Below are 22757 nucleotides of genomic sequence, written 5' to 3' on the forward strand. Positions count from 1 at the left end.
GTTGGTTGCTTTTCGTCCATTAGGTGGGGAATGTTTTCGGTGTAGAGCCGCATCCGCTAGAATGGCATTTTTCCCAGCTGGGGCAAGAGCATGACCATCGGTAACCTGATGCGCTTGTTGAGTGATGGCAAGGTCCATTCCGGCGAGCAGCTGGGTGAGGCACTCGGCATTTCCCGCGCCGCGGTATGGAAACAGTTGAAAAAACTCGAGGGGCTGGGTGTCGAGTTACAGGCCGTCAAGGGTCGGGGCTACTCATTGGCGCAGCGGCTTGAACCATTGGATGGCGCCGATATCGTGTCACGCCTGCCATCCGGGGCGCGTCGTCATCTGGTACGCCTGTTCGTGGAAGACCAGCTGCCGTCAAGCAACGAATACATTCGCCAGCGCTTTACCCAAGGCGCAGGTCATGGCGAAGTCTGCCTGGTTGAATGGCAAACTGCTGGACGTGGCCGGCGCGGTCGAGCCTGGACGACTCCCTGGGGGCAAAGCTTGATGCTTTCCCTGGGGTGGCGCTTTGAAGGCGGTGTGGCGGCGCTTGAAGGCTTGAGCCTGGCGGTGGGTGTGGTCGTTGCCCAGGTACTGGAAAGCCATGGAGTTTTCCCGAGATTGAAGTGGCCCAATGATGTGCTCTTGCCCGACGCCGAAGGGTGCCTTGCCAAATTGGCGGGTATCTTGATCGAGGTGGTCGGGGATGCAGCAGGTCCCTGCGAGGTGGTGGTGGGAATGGGCATGAATCTTTCATTGCCCGAATCGCTACGTGTGAATATCGAACAGCCTGTGGCGGCCCTGCATGATTATCTGCCGATGCTTTCGCGCAACCAGCTGGCGGCCGAGGTGCTGGCGGCATTATTGGGGCTGCTGGCGGAGTTTGAAACGTCGGGCTTTGCTGGTTGGCAACAAGCATGGAATCAGCGTCACGCCTATGTCGACGTGCCGGTAAAAGTGATTCAAGGCACCCGGGTCACCGAGGCGGTGGCCGGTGATGTGGATGAGAAAGGCAATCTCTGGGTCAACGAAGGGGGGCGGAAGAGGCGCCTGGCGGGCGGTGAGATCAGCGTGCGTGGCGCCTTATGATTCTTGATCTGGATATCGGAAATACCTTGTCGAAATGGCGCCTCAAAGATGCTGACAGCAGTGAGATACGCTCTCGAGGGGCAGTGTGGACCCGTGAAGAGTGGCGCCCGGGGTCAGACATCCCCGACTTGGATGTAGTCGAGGCAGTACGTATCTCAAGCGTAGCACGCGCCGCCGTGCTTGATGATACGGTCAAGCTGTTGCGCCATCGGGTGGGTGCCGTGCATGTGGCGCGATCCACCGCAGAAGCGTTAGGGGTGATAAATGGCTATGAAGAGCCGGGCAGGCTGGGTGTCGACCGGTGGATGGGCGCATTGGCGGGTTATCAGTTAGCGGGAGGTTGCTGCGCAGTAGACTGCGGTAGTGCTATTACCGTTGACTTCGTGCTGCCCGGAGGCAAGCACCTGGGCGGGTACATTCTGCCGGGACTGCGCCTGATGAAGGAAAGCCTGAAACTGGGTACGCGCAACGTTGCAATCGATCCCGACAGTGAAGCCGAAGAATTGCTTGAACCTGGGCGTCGCACCGTCGAGGCGGTGAATCACGGTATCTACATGGCGGCAGTGAGTGCTATCAACCGAATCTATTGCGAAGTGTGCGACCAGCATGGGGTTGCGCTTCCCATGTTGCTTACAGGTGGCGATGCGCGCGTTATTTCGCGCGGAGTGCAGGTGCCTCATGCCGTCTGGCCGGATATGGTTTATGGTGGGCTTGAAGCCTGTTTTCCGCTGACCTTGGCGGAGCGGGCGGGGAAAATGGCTGGTGCTCCCAAAGTGGCTGAGCCAGTGTCGTTGGAAAAAATTCACGCAGGCCTTGCATTTTCAATGCTGCTTTGAAAGAATGCAGCGCGTTCCGAGGTGCTCGGCAAGGTCGTCCATTTTCAATTTAAGGCGAAATTGTCGAATAAAATCAAGTAAAAGCAGGTATTGCTTGACAAAAACTTCGGAGCTGGCATAATATGCCGCCACAGTTGGAGGGATTCCCGAGTGGCCAAAGGGAGCAGACTGTAAATCTGCCGCGAAAGCTTCGAAGGTTCGAATCCTTCTCCCTCCACCAAATTGAAAGGCACTGATTTGCGTCAGTGTCTCGAAACAAGCCGGTAAGCGGGCATTGCCTACTGGGTCGCCGTCAGCTAAAAGGTTTGCGTAAGGCATGACAGTGTACGAAGCTTAAGAGTCATGGCTTGCAGATGCAGTTGTGCGGGCATAGTTCAACGGTAGAACCTCAGCCTTCCAAGCTGATGGTGCGGGTTCGATTCCCGCTGCCCGCTCCAGTTAAATAGTTGTGCTCATGTAGCTCAGGGGTAGAGCACACCCTTGGTAAGGGTGAGGTCGACGGTTCAAATCCGTCCATGAGCTCCATATTGCAAAAGGCGAGCGAAGCTCGCCTTTTTTGTCTTTACTGCTTTTCTAAGAATGTGTCGGCTGGCAATCTGGTCGTAATCATGAGAAAGCAGCGAGGAAAGGGTTGCCAGGCGGTTTTTTGCTCGCTATAATGGCGCCCGCTATTGCGTAGGCCGTCGCAAAGATAGCAAACGCAGTAAATGCTAGCGGTAAAAATACAGGCCAGTAGCTCAATTGGCAGAGCAGCGGTCTCCAAAACCGCAGGTTGGGGGTTCGATTCCCTCCTGGCCTGCCAATCTTCCCCAGATTGGTAGAGCTTCAAGACTTAGATCTTCAAAGAATTCCTTATTCGATTGCCGTACCCTGAGGAGTCTCGTTTTCATGAAACATAACGCCGAGGTGCAGCAACCGCGCCACGACGGGCTCAAGTGGGCGGTAGTTGCGACTCTTCTTGTGGTAGCCGTCGTAGGTAATACGTACTTTGCCGATATCGCCCTGCTCTACCGAGTATTGGGTGTCGTTGTGCTGTGTGCGGGCGCTGGGTTAATTGCGCTTACCACGACCAAAGGGCGTGACCTTGTCGAGCTGGCGGTAAGCGCCAAGAAAGAGATTCAGCGCGTTATCTGGCCGACCCGGGCGGAAACCGTGCAGACCACTGTTATTGTATTGGTCGCCGTATTGGTGGTCGGTTTGATGCTGTGGTTGATCGATACCCTTCTTGGCTGGGCGATGTCCGGCGTCATTGGTTAGGAGTTTTCATGTCCAAGCGTTGGTACGTCATTCACGCTTATTCCGGTTTTGAAAAGCACGTCATGCGCTCACTGATCGAGCGCGTGAAGATGTACGCCATGGAAGACCGCTTTGGCGAGATCCTGGTGCCGACCGAAGAAGTCGTCGAAATGCGTGACGGCAAACGCCGCAAGAGTGAGCGTAAATTCTATCCCGGCTATGTCCTGATCGAGATGGAAATGGACGATGAGACCTGGCACCTGGTCAACGAAACACCGCGTGTCATGGGGTTTATCGGCGGTACCAAGGAAAAACCGGCACCTATCACGCAAAAAGAAGCTGACGCTATCTTGCATCGTGTCAAGGAAGGCGTCGACAAGCCGCGTCCGAAGACCATGTTCGAGCCGGGCCAGTCGGTGCGTGTCACCGATGGGCCGTTCGCAGATTTCAACGGCGTGGTGGAAGAAGTCAACTACGAGAAGAGTCGTCTACATGTCAGCGTGCTGATATTCGGTCGCTCAACGCCTGTCGAGCTCGAGTTCGCCCAGGTGGAAAAAGAATAGCCCGTAAAAAACAGTCGAAATAATTCGTAAAAATAGTCTGTTAAGTAGCACTGAGTTCATAATGGGTCGGCAACCGATGCCGGCCCAATGTTACCGGGGAGCCGCAAGGCGCTTGAACCCAACTGGAGCATAACGATGGCCAAGAAAGTAAAGGCTTATATCAAACTGCAAGTCGCAGCAGGTAAAGCCAATCCGAGTCCGCCCGTAGGCCCTGCATTGGGTCAGCACGGCGTCAACATCATGGAATTCTGTAAGGCGTTCAATGCCGCGACTCAAGAAATTGAGCCGGGCTTGCCGACGCCTGTCGTGATTACCGTGTATTCCGACCGTAGCTTCACGTTCGTCACCAAGACCCCGCCTGCTGCCGTGCTGCTGAAAAAAGCCGCTGGCATCAAGTCCGGTTCCGGTGAGCCCAACAAGAAGAAAGTCGGCACCGTGACTCGCGAGCAGCTCGAAGAGATCGCCAAGACCAAGGAGCCGGACATGACGGCTGGCAGCCTCGACGCCGCAGTGCGTACCATTGCCGGTAGTGCCCGCAGTATGGGCCTTAACGTGGAGGGTCTCTGATCATGGCTAAATTATCCAAGCGCGCCCAGCTGATCAAGGAAAAGGTCGATACTAACAAGGCCTATTCGCTGGAAGAAGCTGTGGCTTTGCTCAGTGCTTTGTCCACTGTCAAGTTCAATGAATCTCTGGATGTCGCGATCAACCTGGGTGTTGATCCGCGTAAATCCGATCAGGTCGTGCGTGGCGCCACTGTCATGCCCAATGGTACTGGCAAGGACGTGCGCGTTGCCGTCTTTACTCAGGGTGCCAATGCCGACGCCGCGAAAGAAGCCGGTGCCGACATCGTGGGCATGGAAGACCTGGCTGACCAGGTCAAGAAAGGCGTGATGGACTTCGACGTGGTTATCGCCTCGCCGGACGCCATGCGTGTTGTTGGCCAGCTGGGCCAGATCCTCGGCCCGCGCGGTCTGATGCCGAACCCCAAGGTCGGCACCGTGACCCCGGATGTCGCCACCGCGGTGAAGAATGCCAAAGCGGGTCAGGTGCGTTTCCGTACCGACAAGAACGGCATCATTCACACTATATTGGGCAAGGTCGACTTTGACGCCGCCGCCATTCAGGGCAATCTGGAAGCGCTGGTTGCCGACCTGAAACGTCTCAAGCCGAGCACGTCCAAAGGCATTTATCTCCAGAAAGTAACCCTGTCCTCTACCATGGGCCCGGGTTTGACTCTCGACCATTCCGCCCTGGTGTAAATCAGGCTGGGTCGAGTAACAGGCAATAACTTTGCGGTCCCCGTGCCATTCGTTCGGGGCACCGTCAAAGACCGCAGGTGCCGCTCTTCGTCTTGAACGAGCGGCTTAATCGCCCCAGGCGCCTGCGCAGATGGTGTCGCCTCCAGTTAGCCAAGGCTGGTGGGCACCATCCCCAAGGCTTTCCGTCGATGTGTGTACAGCAAGGCGACACATCAAGGGCGGGAAGAGATGGTAACCACCGGAGCCTTCCTACCGAGGTTCCGGCACGAAGGAGTGATCATTGTGCCACTAGCACTTGAAGGCAAGAAAGCAATTGTTGCCGAGGTCAGTGAAGCGGCCAAGGGCGCTCTCTCCGTCGTAGTTGCCGATTCTCGTGGTGTTACGGTCGGCAAGATGACCGACCTGCGCAAGCAGGCCCGTGAGAATGGCGTCCAGATCCGTGTTGTGCGCAACACTCTGGCACGCCGCGCCCTGTCAGGCACCCAGTGGGAATGCCTGAACGACAGCTTCGTGGGCCCGACTCTGTTGGCGTTTTCCACTGATCATCCGGGCGCTGCCGCTCGTTTGTTCAAGGAATTCTCCAAGGATGAGAAAAGCTTCGAAGTCAAGGCGCTGGCCTACGAAGGCGAGCTGATCCCGGCAAGCGACATTGACCGCCTGGCAACACTGCCGACGTACGATGAAGCTATCGCTCAGCTGATGTCGGTAATGAAAGAAGCCTCCGCCGGCAAGCTGGTTCGGACCCTGGCCGCCTTGCGCGACCAGAAGCAGGAAGCAGCCGCTTAAATCGGTACCTGCGTGGGCAGTCGTTGGACTGCCCGAGCCGAACATTGAATCCTTGAGTTTTCGCGTTGTCGAAACTCCCGCAAAGTTTAGGAAATGAAAATGGCACTGACCAAAGACGATATCATTACCGCTGTTGCTGACATGTCCGTAATGGAAGTTGTCGAGCTGATCGAGGCAATGGAAGAGAAGTTCGGCGTTTCTGCCGCTGCGGCCGTGGTTGCAGGTCCGGGTGGCGAAGCGGCTGTTGAAGAAGAGCAGACTGAATTCGACCTGGTGCTTACCGCTACCGGCGATAAGAAAGTCAACGTGATCAAGGCTGTTCGCGAAATCACTGGTCTGGGCCTGAAGGAAGCCAAGGGTGCCGTTGACGGCGCACCGGCTACCATCAAGGAAGCCATGTCCAAGGATGACGCTGAAGAAGCCAAGAAGAAACTGGAAGACGCCGGCGCGACCGTCGAGCTCAAGTAATTTTTGTGCTCACGGCTTCACGCGCTGCGTAAGCTTCCACGGCTGGCGGCGGGAAATCCCGCTGTCGGCCTTTTTCTGTTGTTAAAGATATATCGTTCAAGAATTACGACGGCGAGCTGCCCCACAGGGAGTTTGCCGTCAGTGCCTGACGAAGCCCGCCGGGCAGCGATGACTACGCATCGGTCACCCATGGTGAACAAGCTGGGGAATACAGATGGCTTACTCATATACTGAGAAAAAACGCATCCGCAAGGATTTCGGCAAACTGCCCCAAGTGATGGATGTGCCTTACTTGCTGGCAATCCAGCTTGATTCCTATTACGACTTTCTCCAGCAGGATCGTTCGCCCGATGAGCGCCATGAAATTGGCCTGCACGCGGCGTTCAAATCCGTGTTCCCGATCGAGAGCTTCTCCGGCAGCGCAGGGCTGGAATATGTCAGCTATCGCTTTGGTACGCCAGCATTCGATGTCAAGGAATGCCAGTTGCGTGGCGTAACTTATTCGGCACCGCTGCGCGTGAAGGTTCGCTTGATCATCTATGATCGCGACTCTTCCAACAAGGCGATCAAGGATATCAAGGAGCAGGAAGTCTACATGGGGGAAATGCCCCTGATGACCGAGAACGGCACCTTTGTAATCAATGGTACCGAGCGTGTCATCGTTTCCCAGCTGCACCGCTCACCCGGTGTGTTCTTTGATCACGATAAGGGCAAGAGCCATTCCTCGGGCAAGCTTTTGTACTCCGCGCGAGTGATTCCTTACCGTGGCTCCTGGCTGGACTTCGAATTCGATCCCAAAGACAACGTTTTCGTGCGTATCGATCGCCGCCGCAAGTTGCCGGCGAGCGTATTGATGCGTGCTTTGGGCATGAGCGCCGAGGAAATACTCGGAGAGTTCTTTGAAACCAGCATCTTCCATGTGGAAAAATCCGGTTTCTCTGTAGAGCTGGTGCCCTCGCGCCTGCGCGGTGAAACCGCCACCTTCGATATTCAGGATGCCGATGGCAACGTGATTGTCGAAGAGGGCCGGCGTATCACCCAGAAGCATATCCGCCAGTTGGAAAAAACCGGTCTTGAGCGCCTGAACGTGCCGATGGAGTACCTGTTCGGCAAAACGTTGGCCAAAGATCAGGTAGACCCCAATACCGGTGAGCTGATCTGTCCGTGTAATACCGAAATCACCCCGGAGCTGCTGGAGCGTCTGGGTCAGGCGAAGATTACCCAACTGGAAACGTTGTACACCAACGATCTGGATTGTGGTTCGTTCATCTCCGATACCCTCAAATTGGACACCACCAACTCGCAGCTTGAAGCGCTGGTGGAAATCTATCGCATGATGCGTCCCGGCGAGCCGCCTACCAAGGAAGCTGCCGAAACGCTGTTCCACAACCTGTTCTTTACTGAAGACCGTTACGATCTGTCGGGCGTCGGTCGCATGAAGTTCAATCGTCGCCTGCGCCGCGATACTGATACTGGTTCCGGTGTGCTCGACCGTCGCGATATTCTGGATGTGCTCAAGGAATTGATCAGCATCCGTAACGGCTTCGGCAATGTCGACGATATCGACCATCTGGGCAACCGTCGTATTCGCTGCGTCGGCGAAATGGCCGAAAACCAGTTCCGCGTAGGCCTGGTGCGTGTCGAGCGCGCAGTCAAGGAACGCCTCTCGATGGCCGAGAGCGAAGGCCTGATGCCGCAGGATCTGATCAATGCCAAGCCGGTGGCGGCAGCGGTCAAGGAGTTCTTCGGTTCCAGCCAGCTCTCGCAGTTCATGGACCAGAACAATCCGCTTTCCGAGGTGACGCACAAGCGGCGTGTCTCGGCGCTCGGCCCGGGCGGTTTGACTCGTGAGCGTGCCGGCTTCGAAGTACGTGACGTTCACGCCACGCACTACGGTCGTCTGTGCCCGATCGAAACGCCGGAAGGACCGAACATCGGTCTGATCAACTCTTTGGCCACCTACAGTCACACCAACAGCTACGGCTTCCTCGAGACACCGTACCGCAAGGTGATAGACCGCCAGCTGAACGATGAAATCGTCCATCTCTCGGCAATCGAGGAAGGTGATTACGTTATCGCGCAGGCATCGGCTGCCGTGGATGAATCCGGCAAGCTCAGCGATGATTTGGTGCAGGTGCGTCATAAGGGTGAAACCACCTTCATGCGTCCCGAACAGGTCACGCTGATGGATGTGTCACCGCGCCAGGTGGTCTCCGTGGCTGCGGCCCTGATTCCGTTCCTCGAGCACGATGACGCCAACCGCGCCTTGATGGGTTCCAATATGCAGCGTCAGGCGGTACCGACCCTGCGTGCCGAGAAACCATTGGTGGGTACCGGTATGGAGCGTTTCGTCGCCCGTGACTCCGGCGTCTGCGCCGTGGCACAGCGTGGCGGGGTGATCGACTCGGTGGATGCTCGCCGGGTTGTGGTACGGGTCAACGAAGATGAAATCATCGGCGGTGAAGCCGGGGTGGATATCTACAACCTGACCAAGTACACCCGTTCCAACCAGAACACCTGCATGAACCAGCGCCCTATTGTGCGCCCCGGTGATGTAGTGGCACGTGACGATATCCTGGCCGATGGTCCGTCTATCGATATGGGCGATCTGGCCTTGGGCCAGAACATGCGCATGGCCTTCATGCCCTGGAACGGCTACAACTTCGAGGATTCCATCCTGCTTTCCGAGCGGGTGGTCCAGGAAGACCGTTTCACCACCATCCACATCCAGGAGCTGACCTGCGTGTCGCGTGACACCAAGTTGGGCTCGGAAGAAATCACCGCCGACATTCCCAACGTGGGCGAGTCGGCGCTTTCCAAACTGGATGAAGCGGGCGTGGTGTATATCGGTGCTGAAGTCGGCCCCGGGGATATTCTGGTGGGTAAGGTGACGCCCAAGGGTGAAACCCAGCTGACGCCGGAAGAAAAGCTACTGCGTGCCATCTTCGGTGAGAAGGCCAGTGATGTGAAAGATACCTCACTGCGCGCCCCGACCGGTATCAAGGGCACCATCATCGATGTTCAGGTCTTCACTCGTGATGGGGTGGAAAAAGATGCCCGTGCACTTACCATCGAACGCATGCAGCTTGATGAAGTACGCAAGGATCTCCAGGAAACCTACCGTATTGCCGAAGATGCCACGTTCGAGCGTCTCAAGCGTACCCTGCAAGGTCAGGTAGTCAACGGTGGTCCTGCGCTTGGCAAAGGCGACGTGCTTACCGATGAGTATCTGGATGAACTGCCGCGTCAACAGTGGTTCAAGTTGCGCATGCAGGACGAAACGTTCAACGAGCTGCTAGCCCAGGCCGATGAACAGCTGGAAAATCGTCGCAAGGAAATGGACGAGCGTTTCGAAGACAAGAAGCGCAAACTGACCCAAGGCGATGATCTGGCGCCGGGCGTGCTCAAGATCGTCAAGGTCTACATGGCGGTCAAGCGTCGTATTCAGCCGGGCGACAAGATGGCCGGCCGTCACGGTAACAAGGGTGTCATCTCGGCCATCATGCCGATCGAAGACATGCCGTTTGACGATAACGGTGAGCCGGTCGACGTGGTCCTCAACCCCTTGGGTGTACCGTCACGCATGAACGTGGGTCAGATTCTGGAAACCCACTTGGGCATGGCTGCACGTGGGCTGGGCATGAAAATCGACGCCATGCTGCGCGATGCTCGTGGTCAGCAGGTTGCCGAAATTCGCGACTTCCTGGGGCAGATCTACAATACACCGGGCACGCGGATCGAAGATCTGGATTCGTTGACCGACGACGAAATCATCGCCTTGGCCAAGAATTTGAAAGGTGGTGTTCCCATGGCCACGCCGGTATTCGACGGTGCCAAGGAACACGAGATCAAGCACCTGTTGAAGCTTGCCGATCTGCCGGAGTCCGGACAAATGGCGCTTTACGACGGGCGTAGCGGTGACCTCTTTGACCGTCCGGTGACAGTGGGCTACATGTACATGCTCAAGCTCAACCACCTGGTCGATGACAAGATGCACGCCCGTTCCACCGGCTCTTACTCGCTGGTAACCCAGCAGCCGCTGGGGGGTAAGGCGCAGTTTGGTGGTCAGCGCTTCGGTGAGATGGAGGTCTGGGCACTGGAAGCTTACGGCGCGGCCTATACGCTTCAAGAAATGCTCACGGTCAAGTCCGATGACGTGGAAGGACGCACCAAGATGTACAAGAACATCGTGGATGGCGATCACACCATGCAGGCAGGCATGCCGGAATCCTTCAACGTACTCGTGAAGGAAATCCGCTCGCTGGGCATCGATATCGAGTTAGAGAGCTAGGAGCCTCCGAATGAAAGATTTGGTGAAAGTCCTCAAATCGCAGTCTCAGTCCGAAGAGTTTGACGCGATCAAGATTACCCTGGCGTCTCCGGACATGATTCGCTCCTGGTCCTTCGGCGAGGTGAAGAAGCCTGAGACCATCAACTACCGCACCTTCAAGCCGGAGCGGGACGGCTTGTTCTGCGCCAAGATCTTCGGCCCGGTGAAGGACTACGAATGCCTGTGCGGCAAATACAAGCGCATGAAGCATCGTGGCATCATCTGCGAAAAATGTGGCGTTGAAGTGACCAAGGCCGCCGTGCGCCGCGAGCGCATGGGGCACATCGAACTGGCCTCGCCAGTCGCGCACATCTGGTTTCTGAAGTCGCTGCCGTCACGTATCGGCATGTTCCTCGACATGACCCTGCGCGACATCGAGCGTGTGCTGTATTTCGAAAGCTTCGTGGTCATCGACCCGGGCATGACCACGCTTGAGCGTGGTCAATTGCTCAACGACGAGCAGTACTTCGAAGCGCTGGAAGAATTCGGTGACGACTTCGATGCCCGCATGGGTGCCGAAGCGGTGCAGGAATTGCTCAAGGACATCGATCTCGAAGAAGAGATCAATCACTTGCGCGAAGAAATTCCGCAGACCAATTCTGAAACCAAGATCAAGAAGCTCTCCAAGCGCCTGAAGCTCCTGGAAGCCTTCTACCACTCCGGCAATGCCCCGGCGTGGATGGTCATGGAAGTGCTGCCGGTGTTGCCACCGGATCTTCGTCCCTTGGTGCCGCTGGACGGCGGGCGCTTCGCGACCTCGGATCTCAACGACCTTTACCGTCGTGTGATCAACCGTAACAACCGCCTGAAGCGTCTGCTCGATCTCAATGCGCCGGATATCATCGTGCGCAACGAGAAGCGCATGCTCCAGGAAGCGGTCGATGCGCTGCTGGATAACGGCCGTCGCGGTCGTGCGATTACCGGTTCCAACAAGCGCCCGCTGAAATCGCTCGCCGACATGATCAAGGGTAAGCAGGGGCGCTTCCGTCAGAACCTGCTGGGTAAGCGTGTCGATTACTCCGGCCGTTCGGTGATCACCGTGGGTCCGACCCTGCGTCTGCACCAGTGTGGTTTGCCCAAGAAAATGGCGCTGGAGCTGTTCAAGCCGTTCATCTATTCCAAGCTGCAGTCGCTGGGCTACGCCTCAACGATCAAGGCCGCCAAGAAGATGGTCGAGCGCGAGCTGCCGGAAGTGTGGGATATCCTTGCCGATGTTATCCGTGAGCACCCGGTACTGCTTAACCGCGCCCCGACACTTCACCGTCTAGGCATCCAGGCGTTCGAGCCGCTGTTGATCGAAGGCAAGGCAATCCAGCTGCACCCGCTGGTGTGTGCCGCCTACAACGCCGACTTCGACGGTGACCAGATGGCGGTCCACGTACCGCTGACCCTGGAAGCCCAGCTCGAAGCGCGGGCGCTGATGATGGCGACCAACAACGTCCTGTCACCAGCCAATGGCGAGCCGATCATCGTGCCGTCCCAGGACGTGGTCTTGGGTCTGTATTACATGACCCGCGAAAAGATCAACGCCAAGGGCGAGGGCATGGCGTTCTCGAACCTCAACGAGGTGGAGCGCGCTTTCGGCACTCAGAACGTTTCGCTGCACGCTCGGGTCAAGGTCCGTCTGGAAGAAGTGGACGTTGACGAAGAGACCGGTGAGCGCACTGACCATCGTCGCATCTACGACACCACCGTCGGTCGTGCGATGCTGTTCCGCATCTTGCCTGAAGGAGTGCCCTTCGCGCTGATCGATCAGCCGATGAAGAAGAAGGCCATCTCCAAGCTGATCAATGAAGTCTATCGCCGTGCCGGCCTCAAGCCGACGGTGATCTTCGCTGATCAACTGATGTACACCGGCTTCCGTCTGGCGACCTGGTCGGGTGCCTCTATCGGCGTCAATGACTTCGTTATCCCGGATGCCAAGACGGAAATCGTCGACGCGGCCGAAGCCGAGGTCAAGGAAATCGAAGACCAGTTCTCCTCGGGTCTAGTGACCGCGGGCGAGAAATACAACAAGGTCATCGATATCTGGTCCAAGGCCAACGATAAAGTGGCCAAGGCGATGATGGCGGGTATTTCCAAGGAGACCGTGATCGACCGCGACGGCAACGAAGTCGAGCAGGACTCGTTCAACAGCGTGTTTATCATGGCCGACTCCGGCGCGCGTGGCTCTGCTGCTCAGATCCGTCAGCTGGCGGGTATGCGCGGCTTGATGGCCAAGCCGGATGGCTCGATCATCGAAACGCCGATCGTGGCCAACTTCCGTGAAGGCTTGAACGTACTTCAGTACTTCATTTCGACCCACGGGGCACGTAAAGGTCTGGCGGATACCGCCCTCAAGACGGCCAACTCGGGTTACCTGACGCGTCGTCTGGTGGATGTGGCCCAGGATCTGGTGATCACCGAAGTCGATTGCGGTACCGATCAGGGTTTGACCTTGCACCCGATCATCGAAGGTGGTGACATCATCGTGCCGTTGTCTCAGCGCGTACTGGGACGTGTGGTCGCTCAGGACGTCATCGACCCGGTTTCACAGGACGTTCTGATCGCCCGGGGCACCTTGCTCGACGAAAAGTGGTGTGCCGAACTCGATACCATGGGTGTCGACGAGATCATCATGCGCAGCACCATCACCTGTGAGACCGCTCACGGCGTCTGCGCGTCCTGTTATGGGCGTGATCTGGCACGTGGCCATCAGGTCAATATCGGCGAAGCGGTGGGTGTCATTGCGGCACAGTCCATCGGTGAGCCGGGCACCCAGCTGACCATGCGTACCTTCCATATCGGCGGCGCGGCCTCGCGCTCCTCTGCAGTGGACAGCGTTCAGGTCAAGCACGGTGGTACGGTGCGTCTGCACAACATCAAGCACGTGGAGCGTGGCGACGGCAAGCTGGTGGTGGTCTCTCGTTCGAGTGCCCTGGCAGTTGCCGATGACCACGGCCGCGAGCGGGAATATTACAAGCTGCCCTACGGTGCCGAGCTTTCGGCGAAGGAAGGCGATTACATCGAAGCCGGCCAGACCGTGGCCAAGTGGGACCCGCACACTCACCCAATCATTGCCGAAGTCGAAGGCAGAGCGCAGTACATTGATCTCGACGAAGGTGTGACCATGCACCGGACCGTCGATGAGATGACCGGTCTGTCATCCATCGAAGTGATCGAGTCCGCGGCACGCCCGATGGCCGGGCGTGACAAGCGCCCGATGATCATGCTGCAGGACAGCGCCGGCGAATACGTCTCGGTGTCCGGCTCCAACACGCCGGTTCAGTATCTGCTGCCGGGTCGCTCCATCATCTCCACCGAAAATGGCGCGACCATCGGTGTGGGTGAAGTCGTGGCACGTATCCCGGTAGAAGCATCGGCCAACAAGGACATCACCGGTGGTCTGCCGCGCGTGGCGGATCTGTTCGAAGCACGCAAGCCCAAGGAACCGGCCATCCTGGCCGAGATCGACGGCGTGATCAGTTTCGGCAAGGAAACCAAGGGTAAGCGTCGCTTGACGATTACCCCGGAATCCGGTGATCCGTTCGAGCTGTTGATTCCCAAGTGGCGTCAGATTGCGGTCTTCGAAGGGGAAGCGGTAGAGAAAGGCGAAGTGATTTCTCACGGTCCCAACAGTCCGCACGATATTCTGCGTCTGCTGGGGGTTGCGGAACTGGCCAAGTACATCACCGCCGAAGTTCAGGAAGTTTATCGCCTCCAGGGCGTAGGCATTAATGACAAGCACATCGAAGTTATTGTGCGTCAGATGCTGCGCAAGGTCGAAATTACCGATTCCGGTGACTCCGACTTTATTACCGGCGATCAAGCCGAACTGGTGCGCGTGCTGGAACAGAATGCCCGCCTGGAAAAGGAAGACAAATTCCCGGCCAAGTATCAGCGTATGCTGTTGGGTATCACCAAGGCCAGCCTGGCCACGGAATCGTTTATTTCAGCGGCTTCGTTCCAGGAAACCACGCGGGTATTGACCGAAGCTGCAGTCACCGGCAAGCGCGATTACTTGCGTGGCCTGAAAGAAAACGTGGTGGTGGGACGCTTGATCCCGGCCGGTACCGGCTTGACTCACCACGCCGAACGTCGCCGCAGACGCGAAGGCGTCGAGCAGGAGCTTCGTCCCTCGGCCACCGAGGTGGAGCAGGAGTTGGGAGCGCAGTTGACCGCGCTGGACTCCGACGACGAAGCGCTTTAAGCATAAAACCCTGACCTGATGGTCGTTGGTTGCCGGCATATAACCTGCCGGCAACGCTTGACGACCAGCATCGTCAGCCATTAGAATGCGCAGCCTTTAACAGTGGGGTGGGTACGCCCGCATCTGCTGGAAGGCAAGGCAACCATTGGAGTCAGCTACACACCATGGCAACAATCAATCAGCTAGTGCGCAAGCCGCGCAAGCGCCCTGTCACCAAGAGTGACGTTCCGGCGCTTCAGGCCTGTCCGCAGAAACGCGGCGTTTGCACCCGCGTTTACACCACCACCCCTAAGAAGCCGAACTCGGCGTTGCGTAAGGTTTGCCGTGTGCGCCTGACCAACGGTTTCGAGGTGTCTTCCTACATCGGTGGTGAAGGGCACAATCTTCAGGAGCACTCCGTGGTCCTGATTCGCGGCGGTAGGGTCAAGGATTTGCCCGGTGTGCGCTATCACACCGTGCGCGGCGCCTTGGATACCTCTGGCGTGCAGGGCCGTAAGCAGGGCCGTTCCAAGTACGGTACCAAACGCCCGAAATCCTGATGATATACGGCCAGCAGCAGGTGGTTAACGTCACTTGATGCCGGCAACTCGTCGTTACGTACATGACGGTCTGATAAGAGTAAGGTCGGGCGGCATAGCACAAGCGCTATCGCTAAGTTCCGGGTTTACCTGAAGGATCCTTAATTGAGGGCTTATCATGCCTAGAAGAAGAATTGTAGCCAAACGCGAAATCCTCCCGGATCCCAAGTTCGGAAGTGAGCGTCTGGCAAAGTTCATGAACCACTTGATGGTGAGTGGCAAGAAATCAGTCGCGGAAAGCATCGTCTATGGTGCGCTTGACAAGGTTGCCGAGCGCAGCAAAGAAGAGCCGCTGGAAATCTTTGACAAGGCGCTGGAAACCATTCAGCCCATGGTCGAAGTGAAATCGCGCCGCGTTGGTGGTGCGACTTACCAGGTGCCGGTTGAAGTTCGTCCGTCTCGCCGTCAGGCCCTGGCCATGCGTTGGCTGGTGGATGCGGCGCGTCGTCGCGGTGAAAAAACCATGGTGCAGCGTCTGGCGGGTGAAATGCTCGACGCCGCCGAAGGTAAAGGTTCTGCGGTGAAGAAGCGTGAAGACGTGCATCGTATGGCGGAAGCCAACAAGGCCTTCTCTCACTATCGTTTCTAAGAGCAGCGTTTTCCAAGGGCAGCGTTTCTAAAAGCAATTTTCCAAATGCAGCGTTTCCAGCTGCAGATGTCGAGAATCAGCTTCTGCCGCCATCGCCAGGCGATGGCGGCCCATCAGAAACGCATCGCTTCACAACGCATCGCCAACCAACGGGAGTTTCACCGTGGCACGCAAGACACCACTTAACCGTTATCGCAATATCGGGATCGTTGCTCACGTCGACGCGGGTAAAACCACCACGACCGAGCGCGTCCTGTTTTACACCGGCCTATCCCACAAGGTTGGTGAAGTTCATGATGGCGCTGCCACCATGGACTGGATGGAGCAGGAGCAGGAGCGTGGTATCACTATCACTTCTGCGGCAACGACCTGTTTCTGGCAGGGTATGAACAAGCAGTTCCCCGAGCACCGCATCAATATTATCGACACCCCAGGACACGTTGACTTCACTATCGAAGTCGAGCGTTCCTTGCGCGTTCTCGATGGTGCCGTGGTGGTGCTGTGTGGCTCCTCCGGCGTACAGCCGCAGACCGAAACGGTATGGCGCCAGGCCAACAAGTATGAAGTTCCGCGCATGGTGTTCGTCAACAAGATGGACCGTACCGGTGCTGACTTCTTCATGGTTGTCGAGCAGCTCAAGGAGCGTCTCGGTGCCAAGGCCGTGCCGATCCAGATCAACTGGGGCACCGAAGAAGACTTCAAGGGCGTCATCGACCTGATCCAGATGAAGGGTGTTCTCTGGAATGAAGACGACAAGGGTATGACCTACGATCTGGTCGATATTCCTGCCGAACTTCAGGAAACCGCTGAAAAGTACCGCGAGGAGATGGTCGAAGCCGCTGCGGAAGGCACTGATGAACTGATGGACAAGTATCTCGAAGGTGTAGAGCTGACCATCGAGGAAATCAAGGCCGGCCTACGTGCGCGGACTCTGGCCAATGACGTCGTTCTGGTGACCTGTGGTAGCGCCTTCAAGAACAAGGGCGTGCAAGCCGTTCTGGATGGCGTGATCGAATACATGCCGTCGCCGACCGAAGTCAAGCCCATCGAAGGTGAGCTGGACGATAAGGACGGCACCATCGAGACCCGTGAAGCGAACGACGAAGCGCCCTTTGCTGCCCTGGCGTTCAAGATCGCCACGGATCCCTTCGTGGGTACTCTGACCTTTATTCGCGTCTATTCCGGGGTGCTTAACTCGGGTGACGGCGTCTTCAATTCGGTCAAGAGCAAGAAAGAGCGTGTCGGTCGTATCGTTCAGATGCATGCCAACTCGCGTGAAGAGATCAAGGAAGTGCGTGCCGGCGATATCGCCGCCTGTATCGGCATGAAAGATGTCACCACCGGCGATACGCTGTGTGATATCAATCACAAGATCGTCCTTGAGCGGATGGAATTCCCTGATCCGGTGATCTCGGTTGCCGTCGAGCCGAAGTCCAAGGCTGACCAAGAAAAGATGGGTGTGGCACTGGGCAAGCTCGCCCAGGAAGACCCCTCCTTCCAGGTCAAGACCGACGAAGAAACCGGCCAGACCATCATCTCCGGTATGGGTGAGCTGCACCTGGACATTCTCGTCGATCGCATGCGGCGTGAATTCAAGGTTGAAGCGAACATTGGTAAGCCGCAGGTTGCTTACCGTGAAACCATTCGCGGTAGCATCGAGCAGGAAGGTAAGTTCGTTCGTCAGTCCGGTGGTCGCGGCCAGTATGGTCACGTGCACCTGCGCATCGAACCGCTTACCTATGACGAGAAAGGCGAGGGAGAGGACGAAATCTTCTTCAAGTTCGTCAATGAAATCGTCGGTGGTGTAGTTCCTAAGGAATACATCCCGGCTGTCGAAAAAGGGGCTTACGAGCAGCTGAAGAACGGGGTCATCGCGGGTTACCCGATGATTGACGTGAAAGTCACGCTGTACGATGGTTCCTTCCACGACGTGGACTCCAACGAGACCGCGTTCAAGATTGCTTCTTCCATGGCGGTCAAAGAAGGTGCCAGGAAAGCCAAGGCCGTGCTGCTGGAACCGGTGATGAAGGTCGAGGTCGTGACCCCCGAGGAATTTATGGGTGACGTCATGGGCGACCTGAACCGTCGTCGCGGTCTGGTGCAGGGCATGGATGACTCCTCAATGGGTAAGGTCATCCGTGCAACGGTGCCGCTGGGTGAGATGTTCGGTTATGCAACCGATCTGCGTTCTCAGTCCCAGGGCCGTGCGAGCTACTCTATGGAGTTCGCGAAGTACGACGAGGCGCCCTCCAGCGTCGTAGAAGCCGTCATCAACCAAAACGGTTAACCGTTAGCTAACGTAAAGAGGTTATAGCAGTGGCTAAGGAAAAATTTGAACGTTCCAAACCGCACGTCAACGTCGGTACCATCGGTCACGTTGACCACGGTAAAACGACTCTGACAGCAGCCCTGACTCGTGTTTCTGCCGAGGTTTTCGGTGGTAAATGGAGCGAGTTCGATGCCATCGACAATGCACCGGAAGAGCGTGAGCGCGGTATCACCATCGCCACTTCTCACGTCGAGTATCAGTCCGAGTCGCGTCACTATGCGCACGTCGACTGCCCGGGGCACGCCGACTACGTCAAGAACATGATCACCGGTGCTGCCCAGATGGACGGCGCTATCCTGGTCTGTTCCGCTGCTGACGGCCCGATGCCGCAGACTCGTGAGCACATCCTGCTGTCTCGTCAGGTCGGCGTTCCGTACATCGTCGTGTTCCTGAACAAGGCGGACATGGTCGACGACGAAGAGCTGCTCGAGCTGGTCGAAATGGAAGTGCGTGAACTGCTCGACCAGTACGACTTCCCGGGTGACGACACGCCGATCATCACTGGTTCCGCGCTGATGGCGCTGAACGGTGAAGATGAGAACGGCATGGGTACTACCGCTGTTGCCAATTTGATCAAGGCGCTGGATGAGTACATTCCGGAGCCGGAGCGTGCCATCGATCAGCCGTTCCTGATGCCGATCGAAGACGTGTTCTCCATCTCCGGCCGCGGTACCGTGGTAACCGGTCGTGTTGAGCGCGGTGTGGTCAAGGCGGGTGAAGAAGTGGAAATCGTGGGTATTCGCGATACCACCAAAACCGTCGTGACCGGTGTCGAAATGTTCCGCAAGTTGCTCGACGAAGGTCGTGCGGGTGAGAACGTCGGCGCCCTGTTGCGTGGCACCAAGCGTGATGACGTCGAGCGTGGCCAGGTCCTGGCCAAGCCGGGCAGCATCAATCCGCACACTGTCTTCGAAGCTGAAGTCTATGTGTTGTCCAAAGAAGAAGGTGGTCGTCATACGCCTTTCTTCAAGGGCTACCGTCCGCAGTTCTACTTCCGTACCACCGACGTGACGGGTACTTGTGAACTGCCGGAAGGTGTGGAAATGGTCATGCCGGGTGACAACGTTCAGATGGTTGTTACCTTGATCGCTCCGATTGCTATGGATGATGGTCTGCGCTTCGCTATTCGTGAAGGCGGTCGTACCGTCGGTGCGGGCGTTGTAGCCAAGATCATCAAGTAAGACTGTTACTTGAATGATCAAGGGGGCTCAGCTGAGCCCCCTTTTCTGCGCACCGGCAGTGAAGTGTTTGACACTCACTTCTGGCGTGCCTATAATGCGCATCCTTTGAATGCGTGGGTAGACGGCTCGCGCCGTCAACATCCATGGGAGTTTAGGGCAAATGCAGAACCAGAAGATTCGCATTCGGTTGAAAGCATTCGACCATCGCCTGATCGATCAGTCCACGGCGGAGATCGTAGAAACCGCCAAGCGTACTGGTGCTCAGGTTCGTGGTCCGATACCGCTGCCGACCAATCGCGAGCGTTTTACCATTCTGATTTCACCGCACGTCAACAAAGATGCGCGTGATCAGTATGAGATTCGTACGCACAAGCGTGTGCTCGACATTGTCGAACCCACTGAAAAGACTGTCGATGCATTGATGAAGCTCGATCTCGCCGCTGGCGTAGACGTTCAAATCAAGCTCGACTAACCACACTAGACACTCGCGGCCCAGCGCTTGGCATCAGAACGCCAAGCAGCAGCCGCCACGCCGAGATGGCGCCATACAATGTGCTAGTGGAATGCTCTGGAAAGGGCAGCCATAGCGGGTGACAGCCCCGTACACTATAGGAGACTGAACATGACTATCGGTTTAGTCGGTAAGAAGGCGGGCATGACTCGTGTCTTCACCGAAGATGGCGCTTCCGTGCCTGTAACCGTTATTGAAGTTGAGCCTAACCGCATCACTTGCGTGAAATCGGTCGAATCCGATGGTTACGCTGCGGTTCAGGTGACAGCTGGCTCCCGCAAAGCCAAGCACCTTACCAAAGCCCGGGCAGGTCTATTTGCCAAGGCAGGTGTGGAGGCTGGTCGTTCGCTGAAGGAGTTCCGCCTGACAGAAGGTGATAAGACTCCCCAAGTGGGCGGCGAATTCACCGTATCCCTCTTCGAAGCTGGTCAGATGGTCGACGTGACCGGCACCTCCAAGGGTAAAGGTTTCCAGGGTGCTGTTAAGCGCTGGAACTTCCGTACCCAGGACATGACCCACGGTAACTCTCTGTCGCATCGCGCGCCGGGTTCCATCGGCATGTGTCAAACACCAGGTCGCGTTTTCAAGGGCAAGAAAATGGCCGGTCAGATGGGCAACGTCCGCTGTACCGTTCAGAGCCTCGAAATCGTCCGTGTTGACGCCGAGCGTAATCTGCTGCTGATCAAAGGCGCCGTACCGGGAGCAACCGGTAGTGACGTCATCGTGCGCAGCGCCGTGAAAGCAGGCTGAAGGGGATAATTACCAATGAATCTGAATCTTGCTGCAGGCGCGGGTACCGTTGAAGTAGCCGACGCCACTTTTGGCAAAGAATTCAACGAGGCGCTGGTTCACCAGGTCGTCACTGCCTATTTGGCTGGTGGCCGTCAGGGAACTCGCGCCCAGAAAAACCGTTCCGATGTGCGCGGTGGTGGTAAGAAGCCGTGGCGTCAGAAGGGTACCGGCCGTGCACGTGCCGGCACTATCCGTTCTCCGCTGTGGCGCAGCGGCGGCGTGACCTTCGCGGCACGCCCGCAAGATCACAGCCAGAAGGTCAACCGCAAGATGTACCGTGCGGCAATGCGTTCGATCCTGTCTGAGCTGATACGTCAAGAGCGTTTGGTCGTCATCGAAGAGTTCACAGTCGATGCGCCCAAGACCAAGCAGGTTGCTGCCAAGCTGAAAGAGTTGAACCTTGAAAAGGTGTTGATCGTCACTGAAGACGTCAACGAGACGCTCTATCTGGCCGCCCGTAACCTTCCCCATGTAGATGTGGTGGATGTTGCGGCAGCTGACCCGGTGAGTCTGGTTGCCTTCGACAAGGTGCTGGTCACCGTCTCCGCCCTACGTAAATTCGAGGAGAAGCTGGCATGAACCAGGAACGCGTATTCAAGGTTCTGCTTGGACCACACGTGACCGAAAAGGCCGCGATGGCCGCCGAGCGTAACCAGTACGTTTTCAAGGTGGCGAGTGATGCCACCAAGCCCGAGATCAAGAAAGCCGTTGAGATTCTGTTCGGCAAGAAGGTCAATGGCGTTCAGGTATTGAACGTCAAGGGTAAAACCAAGCGTACTGCAAACGGCATCGGCCAACGCAAGGGTTACCGCAAGGCATATGTGACCCTGGCCGCGGGCGAAACGCTCGAAGACTTCTCTGGCGCCGAATAAGGGCAGGAGTACGGATAATGGCAATCGTCAAGACCAAACCCACATCCGCCGGTCGTCGTCACGTCGTCAAGATCGTTGGCGATGGGCTGTATAAGGGCCGCGCTTATGCGCCGTTGCTCGAAAAACAGTCCAAGTCCGGTGGCCGTAATAATAACGGTCGCATCACCACCCGCCACGTGGGCGGTGGTCACCGTCAGCACTATCGGATTGTTGATTTCAAGCGTATCAAGGATGGTGTTCCTGCCACCGTTGAACGTCTGGAATACGACCCGAACCGTAGTGCCAACATTGCGCTGCTCAAGTATGCCGATGGCGAGCGTCGCTACATCATTGCGCCCAAGGGCGTAGCGGTAGGCGACAAGCTGGAATCCGGCGTCAACGCCGCCATCAAGAAAGGCAATGCTTTGCCGCTGCGTAACATCCCGCTGGGTTCCACGGTGCATTGCATCGAGCTCAAGCCGGGCAAGGGCGCGCAAATCGCTCGCAGTGCCGGCACCAGCGCGCAGCTCGTAGCGCGTGAAGGTAATTACGCCACCTTGCGGTTACGCTCCGGCGAAATGCGCAAGATCCTGGCTGAATGCCGCGCGACTTTGGGTGAAGTGGGCAATTCCGAGCACAGCCTGCGTCAACTTGGCAAGGCCGGTGCGAAGCGTTGGAGAGGTGTGCGTCCGACAGTTCGCGGTGTTGCGATGAACCCGGTGGATCACCCGCACGGTGGTGGTGAAGGCCGTTCAAGCGGTGGCCGTCACCCGGTATCACCCTGGGGTGTCCCGACCAAGGGTCACAAGACTCGCAAGAACAAGCGCACCGACAAGCTTATCATTCGTCGCCGCAAGTCCAAGTAACAGACATTTAAGGGGTAACGGCTGTGCCACGTTCACTAAAGAAAGGTCCTTTCATCGACCTTCATCTTTTAAAGAAGGTTGAGGTTGCAGTGGAGAAGAGCGATCGCAAACCGATCAAGACCTGGTCGCGTCGCTCCATGATTCTACCAAATATGGTAGGACTCACCATTGCAGTCCATAACGGTCGCCAACACGTCCCGGTGCACGTCTCCGAGGAAATGGTTGGCCACAAGCTGGGCGAATTCGCTGCCACCCGCACTTACCGTGGGCATGTGGCGGACAAGAAAGCCAAACGGTAAGCCAAAGAGGATTGAGA

Annotated in this window: 21 protein-coding genes and 4 tRNA genes; all 25 read left to right on the forward strand. The window is 57.0% G+C overall.

Translation table 11 applies throughout. The annotated features are described in order from the left end of the window. Positions 1 to 90 precede the first annotated feature (90 nt). The 25 genes from GPM19_RS11745 (at position 91) to rpsS (ending at position 22740) form a co-directional block, all read left to right on the forward strand. The gene (locus GPM19_RS11745; protein WP_160419232.1) at positions 91 to 1074 is read left to right on the forward strand and encodes a biotin--[acetyl-CoA-carboxylase] ligase; all 984 of its coding nucleotides are present in this window, start codon (positions 91 to 93) and stop codon (positions 1072 to 1074) included. After that, a complete protein-coding gene (locus tag GPM19_RS11750) occupies positions 1071 to 1910 on the forward strand; it encodes a type III pantothenate kinase (protein ID WP_160419233.1) in 840 nt (279 codons plus the stop codon). Before GPM19_RS11745 ends, GPM19_RS11750 begins: the two co-directional genes overlap by 4 nt. A gap of 136 nt (positions 1911 to 2046) precedes the next feature. Continuing rightward, a tRNA-Tyr gene (locus tag GPM19_RS11755) sits at positions 2047 to 2130 on the forward strand. Between the two features lie 143 nt (positions 2131 to 2273). Next, positions 2274 to 2347, forward strand: a tRNA-Gly gene (locus GPM19_RS11760). Between the two features lie 13 nt (positions 2348 to 2360). Next, positions 2361 to 2435: transfer RNA gene (locus tag GPM19_RS11765), tRNA-Thr, on the forward strand. A 201-nt stretch (positions 2436 to 2636) separates the two neighbouring features. Continuing rightward, a tRNA-Trp gene (locus tag GPM19_RS11770) sits at positions 2637 to 2712 on the forward strand. Positions 2713 to 2798: 86 nt separating this feature from the next. Next, the gene (secE, locus tag GPM19_RS11775) at positions 2799 to 3167 is read left to right on the forward strand and encodes a preprotein translocase subunit SecE (protein WP_160419234.1); all 369 of its coding nucleotides are present in this window, start codon (positions 2799 to 2801) and stop codon (positions 3165 to 3167) included. Positions 3168 to 3175: 8 nt separating this feature from the next. Next, positions 3176 to 3709, forward strand: a complete 534-nt coding sequence (gene nusG, locus GPM19_RS11780; protein WP_114485800.1) for a transcription termination/antitermination protein NusG — start codon at positions 3176 to 3178, stop codon at positions 3707 to 3709. 135 nt (positions 3710 to 3844) lie between these two features. Further along, the gene (rplK, locus tag GPM19_RS11785) at positions 3845 to 4276 is read left to right on the forward strand and encodes a 50S ribosomal protein L11 (protein WP_160419235.1); all 432 of its coding nucleotides are present in this window, start codon (positions 3845 to 3847) and stop codon (positions 4274 to 4276) included. 2 nt (positions 4277 to 4278) lie between these two features. Further along, positions 4279 to 4971 carry a 50S ribosomal protein L1 gene (gene rplA / locus GPM19_RS11790; RefSeq protein ID WP_160419236.1) on the forward strand — a complete coding sequence of 231 codons (693 nt, stop codon included), beginning with the start codon at positions 4279 to 4281 and terminating at the stop codon, positions 4969 to 4971. A gap of 282 nt (positions 4972 to 5253) precedes the next feature. Beyond that, on the forward strand, positions 5254 to 5757 hold the full coding sequence (gene rplJ / locus GPM19_RS11795) for a 50S ribosomal protein L10 (protein WP_160419237.1): 504 nt from the start codon (positions 5254 to 5256) through the stop codon (positions 5755 to 5757). A gap of 99 nt (positions 5758 to 5856) precedes the next feature. After that, the gene (rplL, locus tag GPM19_RS11800; RefSeq protein WP_114485796.1) at positions 5857 to 6225 is read left to right on the forward strand and encodes a 50S ribosomal protein L7/L12; all 369 of its coding nucleotides are present in this window, start codon (positions 5857 to 5859) and stop codon (positions 6223 to 6225) included. Positions 6226 to 6439: 214 nt separating this feature from the next. Beyond that, on the forward strand, positions 6440 to 10516 hold the full coding sequence (rpoB, locus tag GPM19_RS11805; protein ID WP_160419238.1) for a DNA-directed RNA polymerase subunit beta: 4077 nt from the start codon (positions 6440 to 6442) through the stop codon (positions 10514 to 10516). 10 nt (positions 10517 to 10526) lie between these two features. Further along, a complete protein-coding gene (gene rpoC, locus GPM19_RS11810) occupies positions 10527 to 14744 on the forward strand; it encodes a DNA-directed RNA polymerase subunit beta' (protein WP_160419239.1) in 4218 nt (1405 codons plus the stop codon). Between the two features lie 164 nt (positions 14745 to 14908). Continuing rightward, positions 14909 to 15283: a 30S ribosomal protein S12 gene (gene rpsL / locus GPM19_RS11815; RefSeq protein ID WP_114485793.1), complete on the forward strand. Its 375-nt coding sequence runs from the start codon at positions 14909 to 14911 to the stop codon at positions 15281 to 15283. A gap of 157 nt (positions 15284 to 15440) precedes the next feature. Beyond that, positions 15441 to 15911 carry a 30S ribosomal protein S7 gene (rpsG, locus tag GPM19_RS11820; protein ID WP_114485792.1) on the forward strand — a complete coding sequence of 157 codons (471 nt, stop codon included), beginning with the start codon at positions 15441 to 15443 and terminating at the stop codon, positions 15909 to 15911. Between the two features lie 45 nt (positions 15912 to 15956). Then, complete coding sequence (locus GPM19_RS11825; protein ID WP_160419240.1) at positions 15957 to 16097, forward strand: hypothetical protein; 141 nt, start codon at positions 15957 to 15959, stop codon at positions 16095 to 16097. Beyond that, positions 16075 to 18198 carry an elongation factor G gene (gene fusA / locus GPM19_RS11830; protein ID WP_160419241.1) on the forward strand — a complete coding sequence of 708 codons (2124 nt, stop codon included), beginning with the start codon at positions 16075 to 16077 and terminating at the stop codon, positions 18196 to 18198. The genes GPM19_RS11825 and fusA overlap by 23 nt, the downstream gene beginning before the upstream one ends. A 29-nt stretch (positions 18199 to 18227) precedes the next feature. Next, a complete protein-coding gene (tuf, locus tag GPM19_RS11835; RefSeq protein WP_160419242.1) occupies positions 18228 to 19421 on the forward strand; it encodes an elongation factor Tu in 1194 nt (397 codons plus the stop codon). A gap of 160 nt (positions 19422 to 19581) precedes the next feature. After that, a complete protein-coding gene (rpsJ, locus tag GPM19_RS11840) occupies positions 19582 to 19893 on the forward strand; it encodes a 30S ribosomal protein S10 (RefSeq protein ID WP_114485789.1) in 312 nt (103 codons plus the stop codon). A gap of 150 nt (positions 19894 to 20043) precedes the next feature. After that, a complete protein-coding gene (rplC, locus tag GPM19_RS11845) occupies positions 20044 to 20682 on the forward strand; it encodes a 50S ribosomal protein L3 (protein WP_160419243.1) in 639 nt (212 codons plus the stop codon). 15 nt (positions 20683 to 20697) lie between these two features. After that, positions 20698 to 21303: a 50S ribosomal protein L4 gene (rplD, locus tag GPM19_RS11850; protein WP_160419244.1), complete on the forward strand. Its 606-nt coding sequence runs from the start codon at positions 20698 to 20700 to the stop codon at positions 21301 to 21303. Beyond that, the gene (gene rplW, locus GPM19_RS11855; RefSeq protein WP_160419245.1) at positions 21300 to 21596 is read left to right on the forward strand and encodes a 50S ribosomal protein L23; all 297 of its coding nucleotides are present in this window, start codon (positions 21300 to 21302) and stop codon (positions 21594 to 21596) included. The genes rplD and rplW overlap by 4 nt, the downstream gene beginning before the upstream one ends. Before the next feature lie 17 nt (positions 21597 to 21613). After that, positions 21614 to 22441 (forward strand): 50S ribosomal protein L2, encoded by an 828-nt coding sequence (gene rplB, locus GPM19_RS11860; RefSeq protein ID WP_160419246.1) that lies wholly within the window; start codon positions 21614 to 21616, stop codon positions 22439 to 22441. A 23-nt stretch (positions 22442 to 22464) separates the two neighbouring features. Further along, positions 22465 to 22740 carry a 30S ribosomal protein S19 gene (gene rpsS / locus GPM19_RS11865; RefSeq protein ID WP_160419247.1) on the forward strand — a complete coding sequence of 92 codons (276 nt, stop codon included), beginning with the start codon at positions 22465 to 22467 and terminating at the stop codon, positions 22738 to 22740. Positions 22741 to 22757 lie beyond the last annotated feature (17 nt).

Origin of the sequence: Vreelandella zhuhanensis (assembly GCF_009793355.1) — a bacterium.
In the GTDB taxonomy this organism is placed as follows: Bacteria; Pseudomonadota; Gammaproteobacteria; order Pseudomonadales; family Halomonadaceae; genus Vreelandella; species Vreelandella zhuhanensis.

Bases quoted from the DNA above. Each gene is read 5' to 3' on its own strand.
- GPM19_RS11745 (WP_160419232.1), top strand. From the start codon at position 91: ATGACCATCGGTAACCTGATGCGCTTGTTGAGTGATGGCAAGGTCCAT.
- GPM19_RS11750 (WP_160419233.1), top strand. From the start codon at position 1,071: ATGATTCTTGATCTGGATATCGGAAATACCTTGTCGAAATGGCGCCTC.
- secE (WP_160419234.1), top strand. From the start codon at position 2,799: ATGAAACATAACGCCGAGGTGCAGCAACCGCGCCACGACGGGCTCAAG.
- nusG (WP_114485800.1), top strand. From the start codon at position 3,176: ATGTCCAAGCGTTGGTACGTCATTCACGCTTATTCCGGTTTTGAAAAG.
- rplK (WP_160419235.1), top strand. From the start codon at position 3,845: ATGGCCAAGAAAGTAAAGGCTTATATCAAACTGCAAGTCGCAGCAGGT.
- rplA (WP_160419236.1), top strand. From the start codon at position 4,279: ATGGCTAAATTATCCAAGCGCGCCCAGCTGATCAAGGAAAAGGTCGAT.
- rplL (WP_114485796.1), top strand. From the start codon at position 5,857: ATGGCACTGACCAAAGACGATATCATTACCGCTGTTGCTGACATGTCC.
- rpoB (WP_160419238.1), top strand. From the start codon at position 6,440: ATGGCTTACTCATATACTGAGAAAAAACGCATCCGCAAGGATTTCGGC.
- rpoC (WP_160419239.1), top strand. From the start codon at position 10,527: ATGAAAGATTTGGTGAAAGTCCTCAAATCGCAGTCTCAGTCCGAAGAG.
- rpsL (WP_114485793.1), top strand. From the start codon at position 14,909: ATGGCAACAATCAATCAGCTAGTGCGCAAGCCGCGCAAGCGCCCTGTC.
- rpsG (WP_114485792.1), top strand. From the start codon at position 15,441: ATGCCTAGAAGAAGAATTGTAGCCAAACGCGAAATCCTCCCGGATCCC.
- GPM19_RS11825 (WP_160419240.1), top strand. From the start codon at position 15,957: ATGCAGCGTTTCCAGCTGCAGATGTCGAGAATCAGCTTCTGCCGCCAT.
- rpsJ (WP_114485789.1), top strand. From the start codon at position 19,582: ATGCAGAACCAGAAGATTCGCATTCGGTTGAAAGCATTCGACCATCGC.
- rplC (WP_160419243.1), top strand. From the start codon at position 20,044: ATGACTATCGGTTTAGTCGGTAAGAAGGCGGGCATGACTCGTGTCTTC.
- rplD (WP_160419244.1), top strand. From the start codon at position 20,698: ATGAATCTGAATCTTGCTGCAGGCGCGGGTACCGTTGAAGTAGCCGAC.
- rplW (WP_160419245.1), top strand. From the start codon at position 21,300: ATGAACCAGGAACGCGTATTCAAGGTTCTGCTTGGACCACACGTGACC.
- rplB (WP_160419246.1), top strand. From the start codon at position 21,614: ATGGCAATCGTCAAGACCAAACCCACATCCGCCGGTCGTCGTCACGTC.